This is a genomic window from Robiginitalea sediminis (assembly GCF_002198115.1).
Taxonomy (GTDB): Bacteria; Bacteroidota; Bacteroidia; order Flavobacteriales; family Flavobacteriaceae; genus Robiginitalea; species Robiginitalea sediminis.
Window position 1 is genome coordinate 369,911 of the sequence record NZ_NGNR01000002.1, and the last position, 16,036, is coordinate 385,946.

Annotated in this window: 15 protein-coding genes; 6 read left to right on the forward strand and 9 right to left on the reverse strand. The window is 54.5% G+C overall.

The genetic code is table 11. The annotated features are described in order from the left end of the window. Nucleotides 1–42: 42 nt before the first annotated feature. The gene (locus CA832_RS07875; RefSeq protein ID WP_088341033.1) at nucleotides 43–567 is read right to left on the reverse strand and encodes an RNA polymerase sigma factor; all 525 of its coding nucleotides are present in this window, start codon (nucleotides 565–567) and stop codon (nucleotides 43–45) included. Nucleotides 568–673: 106 nt separating this feature from the next. On the opposite strand from CA832_RS07875, the gene CA832_RS07880 reads away from it, so the two are divergent. From CA832_RS07880 to CA832_RS07900, 5 genes are all read left to right on the forward strand, one after another. Continuing rightward, nucleotides 674–2,161, forward strand: a complete 1,488-nt coding sequence (locus CA832_RS07880; protein ID WP_143542353.1) for a lipocalin/fatty acid-binding family protein — start codon at nucleotides 674–676, stop codon at nucleotides 2,159–2,161. A 38-nt stretch (nucleotides 2,162–2,199) separates the two neighbouring features. Beyond that, entirely contained in the window at nucleotides 2,200–3,099 is a 900-nt protein-coding gene (locus CA832_RS07885) for a hypothetical protein (RefSeq protein WP_088341035.1), read from the forward strand. Nucleotides 3,100–3,295: 196 nt separating this feature from the next. Next, on the forward strand, nucleotides 3,296–4,051 hold the full coding sequence (locus CA832_RS07890) for a sulfite exporter TauE/SafE family protein (protein WP_088341036.1): 756 nt from the start codon (nucleotides 3,296–3,298) through the stop codon (nucleotides 4,049–4,051). An 11-nt stretch (nucleotides 4,052–4,062) separates the two neighbouring features. Then, nucleotides 4,063–4,704 carry an NAD(P)H-dependent oxidoreductase gene (locus CA832_RS07895; RefSeq protein ID WP_088341037.1) on the forward strand — a complete coding sequence of 214 codons (642 nt, stop codon included), beginning with the start codon at nucleotides 4,063–4,065 and terminating at the stop codon, nucleotides 4,702–4,704. A gap of 11 nt (nucleotides 4,705–4,715) precedes the next feature. After that, complete coding sequence (locus tag CA832_RS07900; protein WP_088341038.1) at nucleotides 4,716–5,912, forward strand: DegT/DnrJ/EryC1/StrS family aminotransferase; 1,197 nt, start codon at nucleotides 4,716–4,718, stop codon at nucleotides 5,910–5,912. Here CA832_RS07900 and ribB read toward each other — a convergent pair. The 8 genes from ribB to CA832_RS07940 all read right to left on the reverse strand — a co-directional run bounded on the left by ribB (nucleotide 5,909) and on the right by CA832_RS07940 (nucleotide 15,418). Beyond that, nucleotides 5,909–7,039: a 3,4-dihydroxy-2-butanone-4-phosphate synthase gene (ribB, locus tag CA832_RS07905; RefSeq protein WP_088341411.1), complete on the reverse strand. Its 1,131-nt coding sequence runs from the start codon at nucleotides 7,037–7,039 to the stop codon at nucleotides 5,909–5,911. The genes CA832_RS07900 and ribB overlap by 4 nt on opposite strands. Before the next feature lies 1 nt (nucleotide 7,040). Then, nucleotides 7,041–8,633 (reverse strand): LptF/LptG family permease, encoded by a 1,593-nt coding sequence (locus CA832_RS07910; protein WP_088341039.1) that lies wholly within the window; start codon nucleotides 8,631–8,633, stop codon nucleotides 7,041–7,043. A 5-nt stretch (nucleotides 8,634–8,638) separates the two neighbouring features. Further along, nucleotides 8,639–9,286 (reverse strand): LolA family protein, encoded by a 648-nt coding sequence (locus CA832_RS07915; protein ID WP_088341040.1) that lies wholly within the window; start codon nucleotides 9,284–9,286, stop codon nucleotides 8,639–8,641. A 2-nt stretch (nucleotides 9,287–9,288) separates the two neighbouring features. Continuing rightward, a complete protein-coding gene (locus CA832_RS07920; protein WP_088341041.1) occupies nucleotides 9,289–11,655 on the reverse strand; it encodes an FtsK/SpoIIIE family DNA translocase in 2,367 nt (788 codons plus the stop codon). 51 nt (nucleotides 11,656–11,706) lie between these two features. Then, complete coding sequence (locus CA832_RS07925; protein WP_088341042.1) at nucleotides 11,707–12,072, reverse strand: diacylglycerol kinase family protein; 366 nt, start codon at nucleotides 12,070–12,072, stop codon at nucleotides 11,707–11,709. Then, the gene (gene tpx / locus CA832_RS07930) at nucleotides 12,065–12,571 is read right to left on the reverse strand and encodes a thiol peroxidase (RefSeq protein WP_088341043.1); all 507 of its coding nucleotides are present in this window, start codon (nucleotides 12,569–12,571) and stop codon (nucleotides 12,065–12,067) included. The genes CA832_RS07925 and tpx overlap by 8 nt, the downstream gene beginning before the upstream one ends. A 73-nt stretch (nucleotides 12,572–12,644) precedes the next feature. Continuing rightward, nucleotides 12,645–14,126: a Na+/H+ antiporter NhaC gene (gene nhaC / locus CA832_RS07935; RefSeq protein WP_088341044.1), complete on the reverse strand. Its 1,482-nt coding sequence runs from the start codon at nucleotides 14,124–14,126 to the stop codon at nucleotides 12,645–12,647. Between the two features lie 77 nt (nucleotides 14,127–14,203). Then, nucleotides 14,204–15,418: an aminotransferase class I/II-fold pyridoxal phosphate-dependent enzyme gene (locus CA832_RS07940; protein WP_088341045.1), complete on the reverse strand. Its 1,215-nt coding sequence runs from the start codon at nucleotides 15,416–15,418 to the stop codon at nucleotides 14,204–14,206. A gap of 152 nt (nucleotides 15,419–15,570) precedes the next feature. Here CA832_RS07940 and CA832_RS07945 point away from each other — a divergent pair, with 152 nt between their 5' ends. Then, complete coding sequence (locus tag CA832_RS07945; RefSeq protein ID WP_088341046.1) at nucleotides 15,571–16,029, forward strand: Lrp/AsnC family transcriptional regulator; 459 nt, start codon at nucleotides 15,571–15,573, stop codon at nucleotides 16,027–16,029. Nucleotides 16,030–16,036 lie beyond the last annotated feature (7 nt).

Consider the following 16,036-nt stretch of genomic DNA (forward strand, 5'->3'; position numbering starts at 1 on the left):
AAGTTCTTACCTATATAACAACCATGTGTTCAAAATTCCTGATCATTTCAGTGAAAAATCTTCCAGGCGGGACCTTAAATGGTTAAATGCCGTGTAAATCCGGTACTCCACTACCTTTCGGGTAATGCCCAGCATGTCTGCGATTTCCTGGTGTTTCTTGCCCTCGGCCTTATTCAGCAGGAAGGCTGTTCGCTGCTCTTCCGTCAGTTCCGAAAGCGCCTGCTGGTATTGTTTGAGGAATTCCTCCTGGCGCATCAGGGATTCAGGGTCCTCCCCGTGGGCCTCGGCCGGTTTTTCCATCTGGTATTTCAGGACCACTTTCCGGTGCTTGAGCTCGTTTAGCATCAGGTTGTTGGCCACGGTAAACAGAAAGGACCTGGCCTTGGAAGGCAGGACCTCCGCGCATTTTTCCCAAAGCCGGGCAAAAGCCTCCTGCATTTTGTCGCTGGCCGTATCCTCCTGTCCGTACTTATAATAGATGAAATCCCTGAGATCCTTGGAGTGATCCTCATACAAACGCGCAAAGATCGATTCCTCGCACGTGTTCTGGTGTAATTCCTTTTCCAAAACGGGGTTGGTTAGATAGGGTGTCTAAAGGTAAAAAAGAAAAAATGAAAAAATTTTCAGGAGTTTTACCGTTATGGTTGTTACATAATAAATGCCACGTCTCAAGATGAAGCTAAAAAAGAAAATACTCCGTACTATCCGCCGCTACTCCGGCCTGATGCTTACCGCAGCCCTGTTGCTTACCAGCAGCTGCCGCCAGGAAGAGGATTCCGTATTTATAGGGGAAGACCCCAGGGCCATCCAGGCCAATTCCACCCTGGCAACCCTCTTGCAGCAAACCTCGCTTTTCGATGGCTCTGCCGACAATATCCTGGATAATGCCAGCTGTATTGCCTTGAAATTGCCGGTTACTGCAACTGTAAACGGTCAGCAGGTGGTTATAGATACCCCGGAGGACTACCTGGTGGTAGAGGCCATTTTTGATGCCTTCACCGATGATGTGGATACCCTGGTACTGGATTTTCCGATAACGGCCGTTCAGGCCGATTTCACGGAAGTTGTCCTGGCCGACGCCAATGCCCTGGCTGCCCTGGCCCAGGGGTGCGGGGGAGAAAACCAGCCAGACGACGACCTGGAATGCGCCGATATACTGTATCCGGTTTCCGTTTCCATCTTCAGCCCCAGCCAGGAGCTTATAGATGTGGAAATCCTGGAAGATGACGAGGACCTGTACGACCTGATTGAGGACCTCAACGAAGGGGACATTATTGCTGCCATCCAATTTCCGGTTACGGTGCTTTTAGCTGACGGCAGCCGGGTAGATGCAGGAAATCTCGAACAGCTGGAGGCTATTCTGCAAAGCGCGGCAGGGACCTGCGACGAGGATGACGACAACGATTATAATGACGACGATTGCGATACCTGTACCACTCAATCCCTGACCGATGTGCTTACCGGTTGTTCCGCATGGACCGTGGATGAACTGGAATTGGGCGATGCAGACCTAGAGGATTCGTACGAGGGACTCACCTTCGAGTTCCTGGCCGACGGGACCGTTACGGCAACTTCTGCCACGGAATCCTACACAGGGAGCTGGACCGCCTCCGGCTCCGGCAACAACATTGCTGTCACCATAAATATCCCGGGCCTTGATGACTTTAACGCCCAGTGGACACTTCATGAAATCCAGCAGGTAATGGAACTCAAAGTAGACCTGCGCCAGAGTAACGGCGACCGCCTCCGCTTCGAAGGTGCCTGCGGCACCGGAGGAGGTGGGGACGACGGCCCCGGCGATGACGATGGACCGGGGGACGACGATGGGGGTACCGATACCCTGTCTCCGGTACTTACCGCCGGTAACTGGGCGGTGTTCAGCTACCTGGATGAGGGGGCAGATGCCACCGCGACCTATGCCGCCTACACCTTTACCTTCATGTCCGATGGCACGGTTCAGGCCGATAACGGCAGCGTAGTAACCGGCACCTGGTCCACCTCCAATGGCGGGACGGAACTCGTGCTGGACTTTGGGGCCAACCCTCCCCTGGATGAGTTCAACGATTCCTGGGATGTGCTCCAGTTCACCGATACCCGTGTGGAACTCCGCGACGTAAGCGGGGACGGTTCCCCGAATGACTTGATTTTCGAGAAACTTTAATATAACCCCTTTAATTGAATCTTAATCTCCTTATTGTTATGAAAACGAAGTATGTATTCCCGATGGTCGCTTTGGCCCTGATGATGGTCTCCTGTTCCGAGGACACGGACGACAACGCCGTAGATAATTTTGCCCAACTCTCGGCAAGTATTGATGAAATCACAGACCAGGTTACGGCTGCCGGCGACTGGACCATTACCAATTTTGTAGACTCCGGCCAGAATGAGACGGCCGATTTCAACGGGTATTCCTTTAGCTTTAATGCCGACGGAAGCCTGGTAGCCACAAATGGCACCGAGACCATCAATGGCACCTGGTCCCTGACCATAGACGATGATTCAGACGATGATTCCTCCGACGACAGTTCCGACGACTCTATGGGAGGCACCGATGACGACTGCTACACCTGTACCGTAGAGCAGCTCACTGAAGTCCTTTCGGCCTGCAGCGGGTGGTTTGTGGAGAAACTCGAGCGTTCCGATATGGATCTTGAGAGCAACTATTCCGGTTATACCTTCGAGTTTACCGCAGACGGTACCGTAAGTGTTTCCAGCGGCTCCGAAATGTGGAGCGGCACCTGGGAGGCCAGCGGCAGCGGGAACAACATTCAGGTGGTCCTGAATGTAGAGGGTCTGAGCGACATCCCGGATACCTGGATGCTGCATGAAATTGAACTCTACAACGGGGAGTCCAATGTAGACCTTCGCATGGGCGACGACCGCCTGCGTTTCCGCAACCGGTGTACCCTGGGCGACTTCAACCCCGGCGGAACTTCCTCAGGAGACATCGATTTCAACATTTTCTTTGCCAGCCCCGCCGATTTTGCGGAACTGACTGACGATTGGGATATCATCACCCACTCTGCAACTAAAATTGAACTCATCGATGTGAGTGGTGGCAATGGTGGCACCGATTTACTCACCTTCGAGAAGAACTAACCTACAGTAGTTCCCCTTTTACAACCCGTGGTTGCTTCTCTGATGTATCTACAATAGCCCCCAATTGCTATGACGTTGAGGTAACCGCCGATCCGCCCCTGTCCCAGGGGCGGATTTTTTTATATAGGGATAACCCGGAAGGTAATCTCCCTAATGAATAGCCAGGGATACATGGCAAACCGTTACATTTGTGGCTATGGAAGCCTGGTACCATTACGCACTGCTCGTTGTTGTTGGGTTTGTTGTTGGGTTTATCAATACGGTAGCCGGCGGCGCTTCTCTCATTTCGCTGCCTGTGCTGATTTTCCTCGGGCTTCCGCCTGCGGTGGCCAACGGGACCAACCGGGTGGCCATCGTCCTGCAGACCGCAACGGCTGTAGCGGGGTTTCGCAGTAAGGGGGTCAGCACCTTTCCTTTTAATGTTTACCTCGGCATCTCGGCGCTTCTGGGCTCCCTGATCGGGGCGTCCATTGCTGTGGACATCAAGGGGGAGACCTTTAACCGGATCCTGGCCATCATTATGGTGGCCGTGGTGGTGCTTATCGTATTTAAACCAAGGATTAATGTGGCCGAGCTCCAGGAGCGCATCACGGGGAAATACCTTTGGATAGGTTGTGTGGCCTTCTTCTTTGTAGGGATTTACGGGGGCTTTATCAATGCGGGGATCGGTTTTGTCATTATCCTGTTTCTGCACTACGTAAACCGGATGAACCTGGTACGGGTCAATGCCACCAAGGTTGCTGTGGTTTTTATCTATACCCTTGCGGCCCTGGCCGTTTTTATCTGGAACGACAAGGTGATTTGGCAGGTAGGGTTGGTGCTGGCTGTTGGCAATATGTTGGGGGCGTGGTTCTCCAGCCGTATTTCCGTTAAAAAAGGGGATGGCTTTATCAAGATATTCCTGGTGGTGATGGTGCTGGCCATGGCGGTCAGGTTGTGGTTTTTTACATAAGGTACTTAGTTATGTCAACTATACTGGATGCACTGCGGTGGCGGTACGCCGTTAAAAAATTCGACCCTCAACGGGTCCTTTCTGAAGATAAAATAAACCGGCTTAAGGAGGCCTTCAACCTTACAGCTACGTCTTATGGACTCCAACCCGTCAGACTCGTCGTTCTCAGGGATGCCGGGCTGCAGGAGCAATTGGTGGCCCATTCCTATGGGCAGCGGCAGGTAGCCGATGCCTCTCACTTGCTGGTGGTATGCATAGAGCGCGAAATAGACAGGGATTATATTAATGCCTATTTCCGCCGGGTACAGGAGGTAAGAGGTACGGAGCCAAAAATCCTGGAGCCTTTCCGGGACTTTCTCGTCCGAGATTTTGAAGCCAAGTCCGAGGAGGCCATCAGGGGGTGGGCCGTGAACCAGGCCTACCTGGCACTGGGGAACCTGCTCACCGCCTGTGCCGTGGAACAGATCGATTCCTGCCCCATGGAAGGGTTCCGCCCGGACGCCTATGACACGACCCTGGGGTTGGCAGAACAAGGCCTGGAGTCCGTATTGGTACTCCCTGTGGGGTACCGGGCCGAAGATGACATGTTTTCCGGGATGCAGAAGGTCCGCAAACCGCTTGCGGATTCTGTCCTGGACCTAACCGGGAATTAAAAAGAGGAGCTATGCCGGGATTTGAAAAATTCGGGGATGCCGAAAGACAGTCGGTATCGGAGGTGCTGGATAACGGGGTGCTGATGCGGTATGGGTTCGGCCCCATGCGCAACGGCCATTGGAAAGCCCGGGAGATGGAACAGGCCCTTGCTGCCCGGATGCAGGTGCCCCATGCCCACCTGGTGAGCAGCGGTACGGCTGCCCTAACCGTGGCCCTGGCAAGTGCAGGGGTAGGGGCTGCCGATGAGGTCATCCTGCCCACGTTTACCTTCGTGGCGAGTTTTGAGGCGGTTCTCGCCCTGGGTGCCGTCCCCGTGCTCTGCGATATCGATGATACTCTGACCCTTTGCCCAGGGGCTGTAGAAGCTGCAATTGGCCCGCGCACCCGCGCCATTATGCCGGTGCATATGTGCGGGTCCATGGCCAATCTGGACGCCCTTAAAGCCCTGGTGGAACAGTACGGGTTGGTGTTGGTCGAAGACGCCTGCCAGGCCATAGGGGGCACCTACCGGGGCAAACCCCTGGGCAGCCTGGGAGATGTGGGCTGCTTTTCCTTCGACTACGTAAAAACCATTACCTGTGGCGAAGGCGGGGGGATCATTACCCACTCCCAGGCGATTTACGAGAAGGCCCAGGCTTACAGCGACCACGGTCACGACCACATCGGCCAGGACCGCGGGGCAGAAGGCCACCCGCACCTGGGGTACAACTACCGGATATCGGAACTCCACGCGGCAGTTGGACTCGCCCAGCTGCGCCGGTTAGACGACTTCCTGGGAATACAGGAGAGCCATTACACACAATTTAGGAATGCTCTGGAAGGCATATCCGGCCTTGAATTCCGGCGTGTACCCGAAGGCGGAGTGGAAAATTATTCCTTCCTGAATGTCTTCCTGCCCGACGCCACCAAAGCCAGGAAGGCCCATGCAGCCCTTGCAGAGGCCGGTATAGACGGCGTTTTCTATTGGTACGACAACAACTGGCACTACCACCGCAAATGGGACCACCTCAAGGAGCTGAAAAGCCTGGGGGCTCTCCCGGAGGCGGCCCGGGAAGGGATTCAAAGCAGGAAGCACATGTCCTTTGAGCAATCGGACCATTGGATGTCCCGGACACTTTCCATCCTGGTGAAACTCTCCTGGGAAGCCGGGGAGGTGGCCGCCAGGGCCAGGACCCTGAGGGAAGTCCTCAGCAGGGTACTGGCTTAGTAGGGGACATAATCGACGATTTCCAGGCCATACCCCGTCATACCCACCCGCTTGGTTTGAGTACTGTTGGTCATCAGGCGGATCTTCTGGATGTGGAGGTCGTGCAGGATTTGTGCGCCGATTCCGAAGTCCTTGTCATCCATCCCGATGCCCGGGGCTTTTACCACCCCTTTTTCCTGATTTTCCTTAAGGCCCTGGATGCGGGTAAGCAGGTTGAGCGCATGGGTAGGCTGGTTGATAAACACAATAGCACCCTTGCCTTCCTTGTTCAGCGCACTAAACATGTCATCGAGCTTTTTGTCCGCATCGGAGGTCAGGGTCCCAAGGATATCGTTGTTGACTAGGGTGGAGTTGATACGCGCCAGCACGGGGTCTCCGGCTTTCCAGGTCCCCAGGGTCAGGGCCAGGTGTACCTGCTCATTGGTGGTTTGCTGGTAGGCGTGCAGCCGGTAAGAGCCATAACGGGTCTCCACATCGAAAGAATCCCGCTTGCGGATGAGGCTGTCGTGCCGCATCCGGTAGGCTACCAGGTCTTCTATTGAGACCAGTTTCAGATCGAATTTCCGGGCCACTTCCGCCAGTTGGGGCAACCGCGCCATGGTGCCGTCTTCGTTGAGGATTTCCACCAGGATGCCTGCGGGGGAGAAGCCGGCCAACCGGGCAAAATCCACCGCAGCCTCTGTGTGGCCTGTCCGGCGCAATACCCCGCCGTTTTTGGCCCGCAGGGGGAAGATATGTCCGGGCCTCCCGAGTTCGTGGGCCTGAGTAGCGGGATCTACCAGGGCCTTTATGGTCTTGGCCCGGTCGTGTACGGAAATACCGGTGGTACACCCGTGCCCGATGAGGTCTACCGAAACGGTAAACTGGGTATGGTGCAAAACCGTGTTGTTCTCCACCATCATGGTCAGGTCCAGGGCATCGCAGCGCGACTCCGTGAGCGGTGCACAGATGAGGCCCCTCCCGTGGGTGGCCATGAAATTGACCATTTCCGGGGTGACCGTTTCTGCTGCAGCGATGAAATCCCCTTCGTTTTCGCGGCTTTCGTCGTCTACCACGATAATAACCTTGCCTTTGCGGATATCCGCGATGGCCTCTTCGATGGTGTCGAGTTGTATTTTTTTGTCCATGTTATTCAGCTGCACCTTTTTTACGGCGCAGTTTTGCAAACCCCTCCCGGAATGCATCGGCCACGTGCCCGAAACTCATCAGGCCCCTGTCTCGGGTGGCCCTTTGGGTAAGCCAAACCCCAAGTGGAAGCATAATCATTGTGGGCAGCCAGGCCCCCAAAACCGGGTGGATGTTGCCTTCTTTGGCGTAGTTCCCGGAAAACACCCCGATAAAGTAATAGGTCAGGAACAGGATAATCGCCACTACCATAGGCAGGCCCAGGCCCCCTTTGCGGATAATCGCCCCGAGGGGAGCGCCCACAAAGAAAAGGATAATGCAGGACAGGGCCAATGCAAACTTGCGGTGAAGGCTCAGGATATGCAGGTTGTAGCGTTTAAAACTCAGCTCTAGTTCGTCCCGCTTGCCCCGTACCGAATTCAGGATATTCCTTACGGAGTTCCGGGAAACATCCAAGAGCTGTCCCTGCTCAAAGGGCTTGAAATGGGAGAGCAGGTCCGGTCCGCTAAGTTCCCGGACGTCTTTTTCCATTTTATTGCGGATGTTGGCTGCCTGCCCGGTTTCCTGATTCAATGCCTCTACGGTAGCCGAGGAATCCTGAGGTTTTCCCTTGCTCACGGCAGCGGCGATGGCCTGGCGGATCTCGGTAGGGTCTTCGGGCTGGCTGGAGTCTGCGGCAACCGTGTCGCGCTCCCGTAAGGGAAAGGCGCCCACCCTCCCGCTGATGCTTTTGGAAAAGGCGGCGGCCAGTTTTACATTGTGATCCCTTATGGAATCTATGTCTGTACGCAACCTGCTGACGTTCTTCATCTTATCCGTCTCTACATTCCGCTCGGCTTCAAGGTCTTCCATATTGTCCGGCAGGGCGATGTTCATGGTATAGGTATCGAAATACGCCTTGGCAAAAGGGTAATTTTTGTCGTTGGTCCCGGACTTGTCCATAATGTCGTGGTAATAATACCCGTCCTGCAGGACCAGTTGGATGATGTCGTTCCCCTCCTCGGAAATCAGTTCGCCCCCCTGGGCTTTGATGACAGTTACATTCTTCTGGAGGTTGGATTTTTCATGGATCACCACATTTTCCAGGAACCGGTCGTTTTCCCCGTACTTCCGGTCTACTTTGATGCTGCGGCCCTCGAAGTCGGAGAACACCCCTTCGGCTATTACCGCAGCCGGTTTCAGGGTGGCGATATTGCGCCTGAGGTTATAGATTTTCTGTTCCGAAACCGGGATTACCGTGTTGGCAAAATAAAACGTGAGCACTCCCAGGAGGCTTACAAAGATGATCAGAGGTGCCATGGAGCGCTGCAGGGAGATCCCCGAGGCCTTCATGGCTGCAAACTCGTAGTTCTCCGCAAAGGTTCCGAAGGTAATGATTGAAGCCAGCAGCACGGTAAGGGGGAGGACCTTCTCCGTGAGGTTGGGCATCAGGTAAAAAAGGAATTTGAAGATGATGATCAGGTCCAGACCCTTACCGGCCAGGTCATCGATAAAAAGCCAGATGGTCTGGAAAATGAAAATAAACATGAGGATAACGAACGAACTGAAAAAATTCGTCAGGAACCTTTTCAGGATGTATTGGTCGAGTATCCTCACCCTTGTTAGTTTCTGATAATGTAGTAGCCTTCCTCCTCGTATTTCCGCGCATCAAAGGTAAATAAGGAGGCGGAGAGGGGTTGGTTCGTTTTGAAAGAATTAACGGTAATGGTGGTTTTGGTGCCGTTGCTTCCGGTCTCGATGAGTTTGTGGATGTGCTTGGTTTCCACATCAATACCCAGGAGGATAGAGGCCACTTCGGAGTTGGAATCGATGGGGGTGAGTTTTACAAACTGAATCTTACGGCCCATAACGTTCTGCAGGATGTCCCAGCCGTACTGGTGCCCTTCCCGGTAGAAGGTCAGCATTTTCGACGGGCTTACCGTACCCGCATCGTCGCTTTTGTCTTCAATAGTTACCTCTTCGTTTTCCGGGACAATGGTGTAGACCTTTTTGCCGTCATAGAGTTGCTGTGCCCCCAGGTAGTTCAACAGGTATTTATCCCCTTCCAGGGTAAGGTCCCCCCGGTTCTCCTGCCGCACATTGGCCTCGGCGTTGTAGAGTTCGAATTTGAAATCCACAAAAATGTTGTCATAGCTCTGCACTTTCTGGTAGACCTCATCCAACAGGGCTTTCGCCTTTGCGGCATCCTGGGCGTGGAGGTTCAGAGCGCTCAGGCCAGCGAAAAGTAAAATCAGTATACTGCGTTTCATGTTCAGGAATTGGTTTCGTTTTGAAAAAATTGCTCCAGGGCGTTCAGGTCGGGAATGAGGACCTGACGGGCTTTGCTGCCCTCAAAAGGCCCCACAATACCTGCGGCCTCCAGTTGGTCCACGATCCGTCCGGCCCGGTTGTACCCCAGTTTTAACTTCCGTTGGATCAGGGAAGCCGATCCTTGCTGGGCCGTTACGATTACCTCTGCGGCCTCCCGGAACATGGCATCCCGTTCCTCAATGCTGTAATCAACTCCCGTGCCAGAATCTTCCCCGATGTATTCGGGGAGCAGGTGGGCATCCGGGTACGCCCTCTGGGAGCCTATGAATTCCGTTATTTTGGCGATTTCCGGGGTGTCCACAAAAGCGCATTGGATCCTTATGGTGTCATTTCCCTGGGTAAAAAGCATATCCCCCCGCCCGATAAGCTGGTCTGCCCCCTGGCTGTCCAGGATGGTGCGGGAATCGATCTTGGAGGTAACCCGGAAAGCAATCCGCGCCGGGAAGTTGGCCTTGATAAGGCCCGTGATCACGTTCACCGATGGGCGCTGGGTGGCAATGATCAGGTGGATGCCAATGGCACGGGCCAACTGGGCCAGGCGGGAAATGGGCGTCTCCACCTCCTTGCCGGCCGACATGATCAGGTCGGCAAACTCATCGATCACCAGGACGATATAAGGCAGGTAGCGGTGCCCGTCATTGGGGTTGAGCTTGCGCGCCTTGAATTTTACGTTGTATTCCTTGATGTTCCGCACCATGGCGGTTTTGAGCAGCTCATAGCGGTTGTCCATCTCAATACAGAGGGAATTCAGGGTGTTGATCACCTTGGTATTGTCTGTAATGATGGCTTCCTCGGAATCCGGGAGTTTGGCCAGGTAATGGCGCTCAATCTTGTTAAAGAGGGTGAGTTCCACCTTTTTGGGATCCACCAGGACGAACTTTACCTCGGCCGGGTGTTTCTTGTAGAGCAGGGAGGTGAGGATGGCATTGAGTCCGACCGACTTCCCCTGACCCGTAGCCCCTGCCATAAGCAGGTGGGGCATTTTGGCCAGATCCACCACAAAGGTTTCGTTACTGATGGTCTTTCCCAGGGCAATGGGGAGCTGCATCTCGGCATTCTGAAACTTCTTGGACGCGATAACCGAACGCATGGATACCACGGTGGGCTTTTTGTTGGGCACTTCGATCCCTATGGTCCCTTTCCCGGGGATGGGCGCAATAATCCGGATCCCGAGCGCAGCCAGGGAAAGTGCAATATCGTCCTCGAGATTCTTGATTTTGGAAATGCGTATCCCGGCGTCCGGGACAATTTCATACAGGGTAACCGTAGGCCCTATGGTAGCCTTGATCTGCGCGATCCCGATCTTGTAGTTGCGGAGGGTCTCCACGATCTTGTTCTTGTTCTCCTCCAGTTCCTCCTGGTTGATGGTTATCCCGCCGGCGGCCCCGTGGGTGTCCAGCAGGTCCAGGTGGGGAAAGCGGTATTTGGAGAGCTCCAGGGTAGGGTCAAATTCGCCGAAATCGGACACCAGCTTGGCAGCCAGCACGTCCGATTCCTCGGCTTCCTCCTGTTGCTGGGTCACCTCAATTTCCAGCTCCTGACCCGGATCCGCCTCCGGGGTGGTCGCAGGTTCTTTTTGAATTGGGGGGATGTCGGTTTTGTGCGTGTACGGGTCGGGTTTAACGACCGCTTCTTCCTCGTCGCCGAGGAGGGACACGGCAGGGGAGGGGCTTTCGTCCTCCTCTTCTGTTTGTAGCGTAGCCTCCGATGAAGCGGGCTTCAAACCCGAGCGCACCCGGTTAAAGGCATGGGCTACGTCCTGGGGGTGAAAATCGAACAGGCGCACCAGGATCACTACCAGCCCGAAAAGCAGCAGGAGGAACACCCCGATCCTGCCGATATAATCCTGCATAAAATCGTTCATTTCAAAGCCGATCTGCCCGCCCAGTAAGGGTTGGGAGGGGGCGAAAAACCCGAGTGCAAAAGAAAACCAGATCAGCAGGACCAGCCCCCATACCCAGCGGGAGGCCAGGCCCTTCGCGGGAATGCTCAGAAACAGGTAAAGCCCGGAAAGGCACATGAGTACCGGGACCAGGAAACTCGCCAGGCCAAACCCTTTATACATAAAAAAGTGGCTCACCGAGGCACCGAACTTACTCAGCAGGTTCTTGGCTTCGGCATTCCGGTCTGCAAAGGCGCTAAGGGCACTCTGGTCTGCCTGCCAATTGAAATAGAAGGAGATAAAACTGAAAAATAGCCCGATGCTCAGCAAAATGAGCAGGCTTCCGAAAATCACCTTGTTCTGCCGGGAAAGCCCCCGGAACCTGCGCTTGGCTTTGGATGTTGCTTTTTTCTTGGTACGGGCCATAGGTTGAATACTTGGCGCGGCTAAATTACAAATTACCGCGGAGGCAGGGGGCTAAAATATCCGGGGCAGGTAAATGATCAGGCCCACTATGCTGGCCAGGACTGAGGTAATCATAACGGCACCTGCGGAGATATCCTTGATCTGGCCAATACGGGGGTCCCGGTTGGGCTGTACGTAATCCGAGAGTTTTTCAATAGCCGTGTTGACCCCTTCTACCCCCATCACCAAGCCAATGGCCAGGAGCTGTGCCATCCATTCCAACGAAGAGATGCCGAAATAAAACCCGGCTGCCGTAACCACCAACGCAATCACAAACTGAATCTTGATGCTCGCTTCGGTACGCAGCAGGAGCCAGGCGCCCCTAAGGGCATAGCCTACGCTTTTTACCCGGTTTTCCAGGAAGGGTTCCTCAGGCATCCATCAATGCTTCTAGGGCTGCCTTGTAATTGGGTTCTTCCCCGGTTTCAGGGACCTGTTCGGTATAGACCACCTTTCCGCTGGTATCCAGCACCACCACGGAGCGGCTGAGCAACGCTTCGAACGCGCCATCTGTCATGGCTACCTGGTAGGCTTTGCCAAAACTACCATCGCGAAAATCCGAGAGCATGACCACGTTCTCGATTCCTTCCGCGGCACAAAACTGGTCCTGGGCAAAGGGCAGGTCTTTGGAGATGCAGAGCACAACGGTATTTTCCAACTCTGCTGCCTCCTGGTTGAATTGCCTGACCGAAGCGGCACAAACCCCGGTATTGACGCTCGGGAAAATATTCATAAGGACTTTTTTGCCCTTGAAATCGCTGATTTTAGCCCGTGAGAGGTCGGACCGTACCAGTTCCACATCCGGGGCCTGGGTTCCTGCAGCCGGGAGGTCTCCCAGGGTATGGACGGGCTTGCCGCCTAAAGTGATTGAAGCCATAGTGTAAAATTTTAGGTGAAATTACGAAAATACCCTCTTTGGAAAAAGCGTAAAAGCAGCAATATCCCAGGGATTATTTTCCGGTGGTGAGCTGGGCTATTTTTATGCCCAAAGCAGCGAATACCAGGGTGGTAATCGGGCTCAGCCAGTTAAAAATGGCGTAAAAGAAATACTCGGCTACCGATACTCCCAGGACCCCGCTGTGATAGGCCCCGCAGGTGTTCCAGGGGATGAGCACAGAGGTGACTGTCCCGGAATCCTCCAGGGTACGGCTCAGGTTTTCGGGGGCCAGACCGCGGTCCTGGTAGGCTTGGGCAAACATCTTACCCGGGACCACAATGGCCAGATACTGGTCCGAAGCGGTTATATTAAGCGCCAGGCAACTGCCCACCGTACTGGCGAATAGGCTGAAGGTGGACTTGGCCAGCCCCAGCAGTCCCTTGGTAATGCGGGAGAGCGCCCCGATACCATCCATAATGCCGCCAAAAACCATGGCGCATACGATAAGCCAGATTGTGGGGAGCATGCCTTCCATGCCTTTGGCGGAAAACAAATCGTTCAAGGCCGGGTTATCTGTAGCTATGGAGGTGCTCACGGTTATGGCATTGAGAATCCCTTTGTACCCGGACTCAAAATCCAGGGAAGTGGCTCCGGTTAGGCCGGCAACCACCCCGGGCTGGAAAATCAGGGCGAACACCCCCCCGAGAAGGGTCCCTACCAACAGGGCCACAAGGGGTGGGGTTTTGCGGACGATCATGAAAATAACGGCCAGGGGAACCAGAAAAAGCCAGCCATTGATGTCGAAAACACCCGCAATGGCTTGCTGGATGGCTGCTGTGTCCGCCTCTCCGCTGGTGTCCAGGGTAAAGCCTATAATAATAAAAACCAGGAGGGTTACCAGGATGGTGGGGGTGGTGGTCAGGGCCATATACCGGATATGCGAAAAAAGCTCGCCCCCGGCCATGGCAGGGGCCAGGTTGGTGGTGTCGCTTAAGGGAGACATCTTGTCCCCGAAATACGCCCCGGAAAGCACCGCGCCGGCCGTCATGCCCAGGGAGATATCCAGGGCATCCCCAATCCCTATTAGGGCAATGCCAACAGTGGCGGCGGTAGTCCAGCTGCTCCCGGTAGCCACCGAAATTATGGCGCTGATAATGACACAGGCCGCCAGGAAGATGGTGGGGCTCAGGATTTGCAGTCCGTAATAGATCATGGCCGGAATAATCCCGCTCACCAACCAGGTTCCGGCCAGGGCGCCTACCATTAAAAGAATGAGCAGGGCCCCGGTGGTCGATTTGATATTTTCAGCCACTTCGGAGAGCATACGCTTAAAGCTCACCTTGTTGAAAAACCCAACAACAGCGGCTACGGCGCCGCCCATCAGGAGGATAAACTGGTTGGATCCGGAAATGGCATCGTCCCCGAAGACATAGACGTTGTAAGCGAGCATCCCGATCAGGGCAAAAACCGGGAGTAAGGCCTCCCACAGGGCTAGTTCCTGGTTGTCTACAATATGCTCGTTCTGTCGGTACTTATTCGGTTTGGTTTTGGCCATGGGTTTGTTTTGGTGGCCCTAATAATACGACATTGTACCCGCACCTGCAACCGGGAGCAGGTGCTGCCTGCCTTAGTTCAGGCGTGCTGTACCGGCAGGATCTCCAGGGTTTCCATGCACCTCCGCATTTTCTGATAAGTCCTATCGATGTCGTTGTCCAACCCTATGGAGAAGCGGATAAGCCCATCGCTCAGGCCCATTTGCTTTTGCTCCTCTTCCGGTATTTCCGAAGAGGTGGAGGTGCCGGGGGCGCTGAATAGCGTTTTGTAAAACCCAAGGCTCACGGCCAGGTAACCGAGGTTTTCACGTTGCATAAGCTCCATAAGGCTGTTGGCCCGCTCCAGGTTGCCGGCGTCCAGGGTCAGGATGCCGCCAAACCCGTATTCCGGTACCATAAGCGCTTTCATTCGCTCGTGGCCCGGGTGGGAGGGAAGCCCCGGATACACGACCCGAAGGCCGTCTTTTTCGAACTGCCGTGCCAGAAAAAGGGCATTTTCGCTGTGTTTCTTCATGCGCAGGTGGAGGGTGCGCATATTCTTCAGGATGGATGCGGCCCGCAGGCTGTCCAGGGTACTGCCCAGAAGCATCCCGGCCCCGTCATTGACGTCTTTTAAGGCCAGGCAGAATTCCTTGGTGCCGCAAACGGCCCCGGCCACGGTGTCGCTGGTCCCGTTGATGAATTTGGTGAGGCTATGGATGACGATATGCGCCCCAAGGCGAGCCGGGGCAAGGGACAGCGGGCTGAAGGTATTGTCTACCACCAGGGGCATCCCGTGGGCTTCTGCGAGTTGGGCCAGGTTGGGGATGTCCGCAACTTCCAGCAGGGGATTGCTAACGGATTCACAGTAAATCATCCGGGTGTTCTCCCGGATGGCTCCTTGAACAGCTTCCGGGTTGGTGATATCCACGAAGCTGACCTCTATATTGAAACGCTTCAGGAAATTCTTCATAAAGGCGTAGGTGCCCCCGTAAATCGTACGGCTGCTGACCAGGTGGTCGCCACTGCTGCAGAGCTGCAGGATTACAGCGGTGATGGCCCCCATACCGCTGGCTGTTACGTTGGCGGTTTCCGTGCCTTCCAGGGCTGCCAGGGCTTCCCCCAGGTAGAGGTTGGAAGGGGAGGAGTGCCGGCTGTACAGATAGCACCCCTCGGTATTCCCTTCGAAGGTATCGAACATAGTCTTGGCAGAAAGGAAGGTGTAGGTGGAGGAGTCGGAAATGGAAGGGTTTACTCCTCCGAATTCCCCAAAATATTGCAGGTCCAGCAGGGCATCGCTCGCTTTGTAATCCATTGCGTTTTGTTTTATTCGAAAATACGGCTATATGGTATAAAAATCAATCAAATAAGATAAAGATAGAAAATATCACTATTATTTATTTTAAATATAGAGAAAATGACTATTTTTGAGTTTATTTGCCTGTATACACCGATAAATCTTCAGCCATGCAACTGGACCCTATCGACAAAGCCCTGCTGCGGGAGTTGCAGCGCGACACCAGACAAACCACCAAGGCGCTGTCCGTAAAGATTGGGCTTTCGCCCACAGCCGTTTACGAACGCATCAGGAAGCTGGAGCAATCCGGGGTCATCGCCCGCCATGTAGCCCTTCTGGACCCCGTGAAGGTAGAGCGGGGGCTCAAGGTATTTTGCCAGATTCGCCTGGACCAGCATATTCGGGAACAGGTGCAGGCCTTTGAGCGGGAGGTAGCCGGCCTGGAGGAGGTCGTGAGCTGCTACCATATTGGCGGGGCCTATGACTATATCCTGGAGATTTGCGTGGCGGATATGGATGCGTACCGGGAGTTTATGGTGGGGAAACTAACCGCCATCAAGCATATTGGGAGCACCCAGAGCTCCTTTGTGATAAGCCAGGTGAAACAGACCACGGAATTGCCGCTTTAAGCCGGCC

Coding starts and splice junctions, on each gene's coding strand:
- CA832_RS07880 (WP_143542353.1), top strand. CDS start 674: ATGAAGCTAAAAAAGAAAATACTCCGTACTATCCGCCGCTACTCCGGC.
- CA832_RS07885 (WP_088341035.1), top strand. CDS start 2,200: ATGAAAACGAAGTATGTATTCCCGATGGTCGCTTTGGCCCTGATGATG.
- CA832_RS07890 (WP_088341036.1), top strand. CDS start 3,296: ATGGAAGCCTGGTACCATTACGCACTGCTCGTTGTTGTTGGGTTTGTT.
- CA832_RS07895 (WP_088341037.1), top strand. CDS start 4,063: ATGTCAACTATACTGGATGCACTGCGGTGGCGGTACGCCGTTAAAAAA.
- CA832_RS07900 (WP_088341038.1), top strand. CDS start 4,716: ATGCCGGGATTTGAAAAATTCGGGGATGCCGAAAGACAGTCGGTATCG.
- ribB (WP_088341411.1), bottom strand. CDS start 7,039: ATGGACAAAAAAATACAACTCGACACCATCGAAGAGGCCATCGCGGAT.
- CA832_RS07915 (WP_088341040.1), bottom strand. CDS start 9,286: ATGAAACGCAGTATACTGATTTTACTTTTCGCTGGCCTGAGCGCTCTG.
- CA832_RS07920 (WP_088341041.1), bottom strand. CDS start 11,655: ATGGCCCGTACCAAGAAAAAAGCAACATCCAAAGCCAAGCGCAGGTTC.
- CA832_RS07925 (WP_088341042.1), bottom strand. CDS start 12,072: ATGCCTGAGGAACCCTTCCTGGAAAACCGGGTAAAAAGCGTAGGCTAT.
- tpx (WP_088341043.1), bottom strand. CDS start 12,571: ATGGCTTCAATCACTTTAGGCGGCAAGCCCGTCCATACCCTGGGAGAC.
- nhaC (WP_088341044.1), bottom strand. CDS start 14,126: ATGGCCAAAACCAAACCGAATAAGTACCGACAGAACGAGCATATTGTA.
- CA832_RS07940 (WP_088341045.1), bottom strand. CDS start 15,418: ATGGATTACAAAGCGAGCGATGCCCTGCTGGACCTGCAATATTTTGGG.
- CA832_RS07945 (WP_088341046.1), top strand. CDS start 15,571: ATGCAACTGGACCCTATCGACAAAGCCCTGCTGCGGGAGTTGCAGCGC.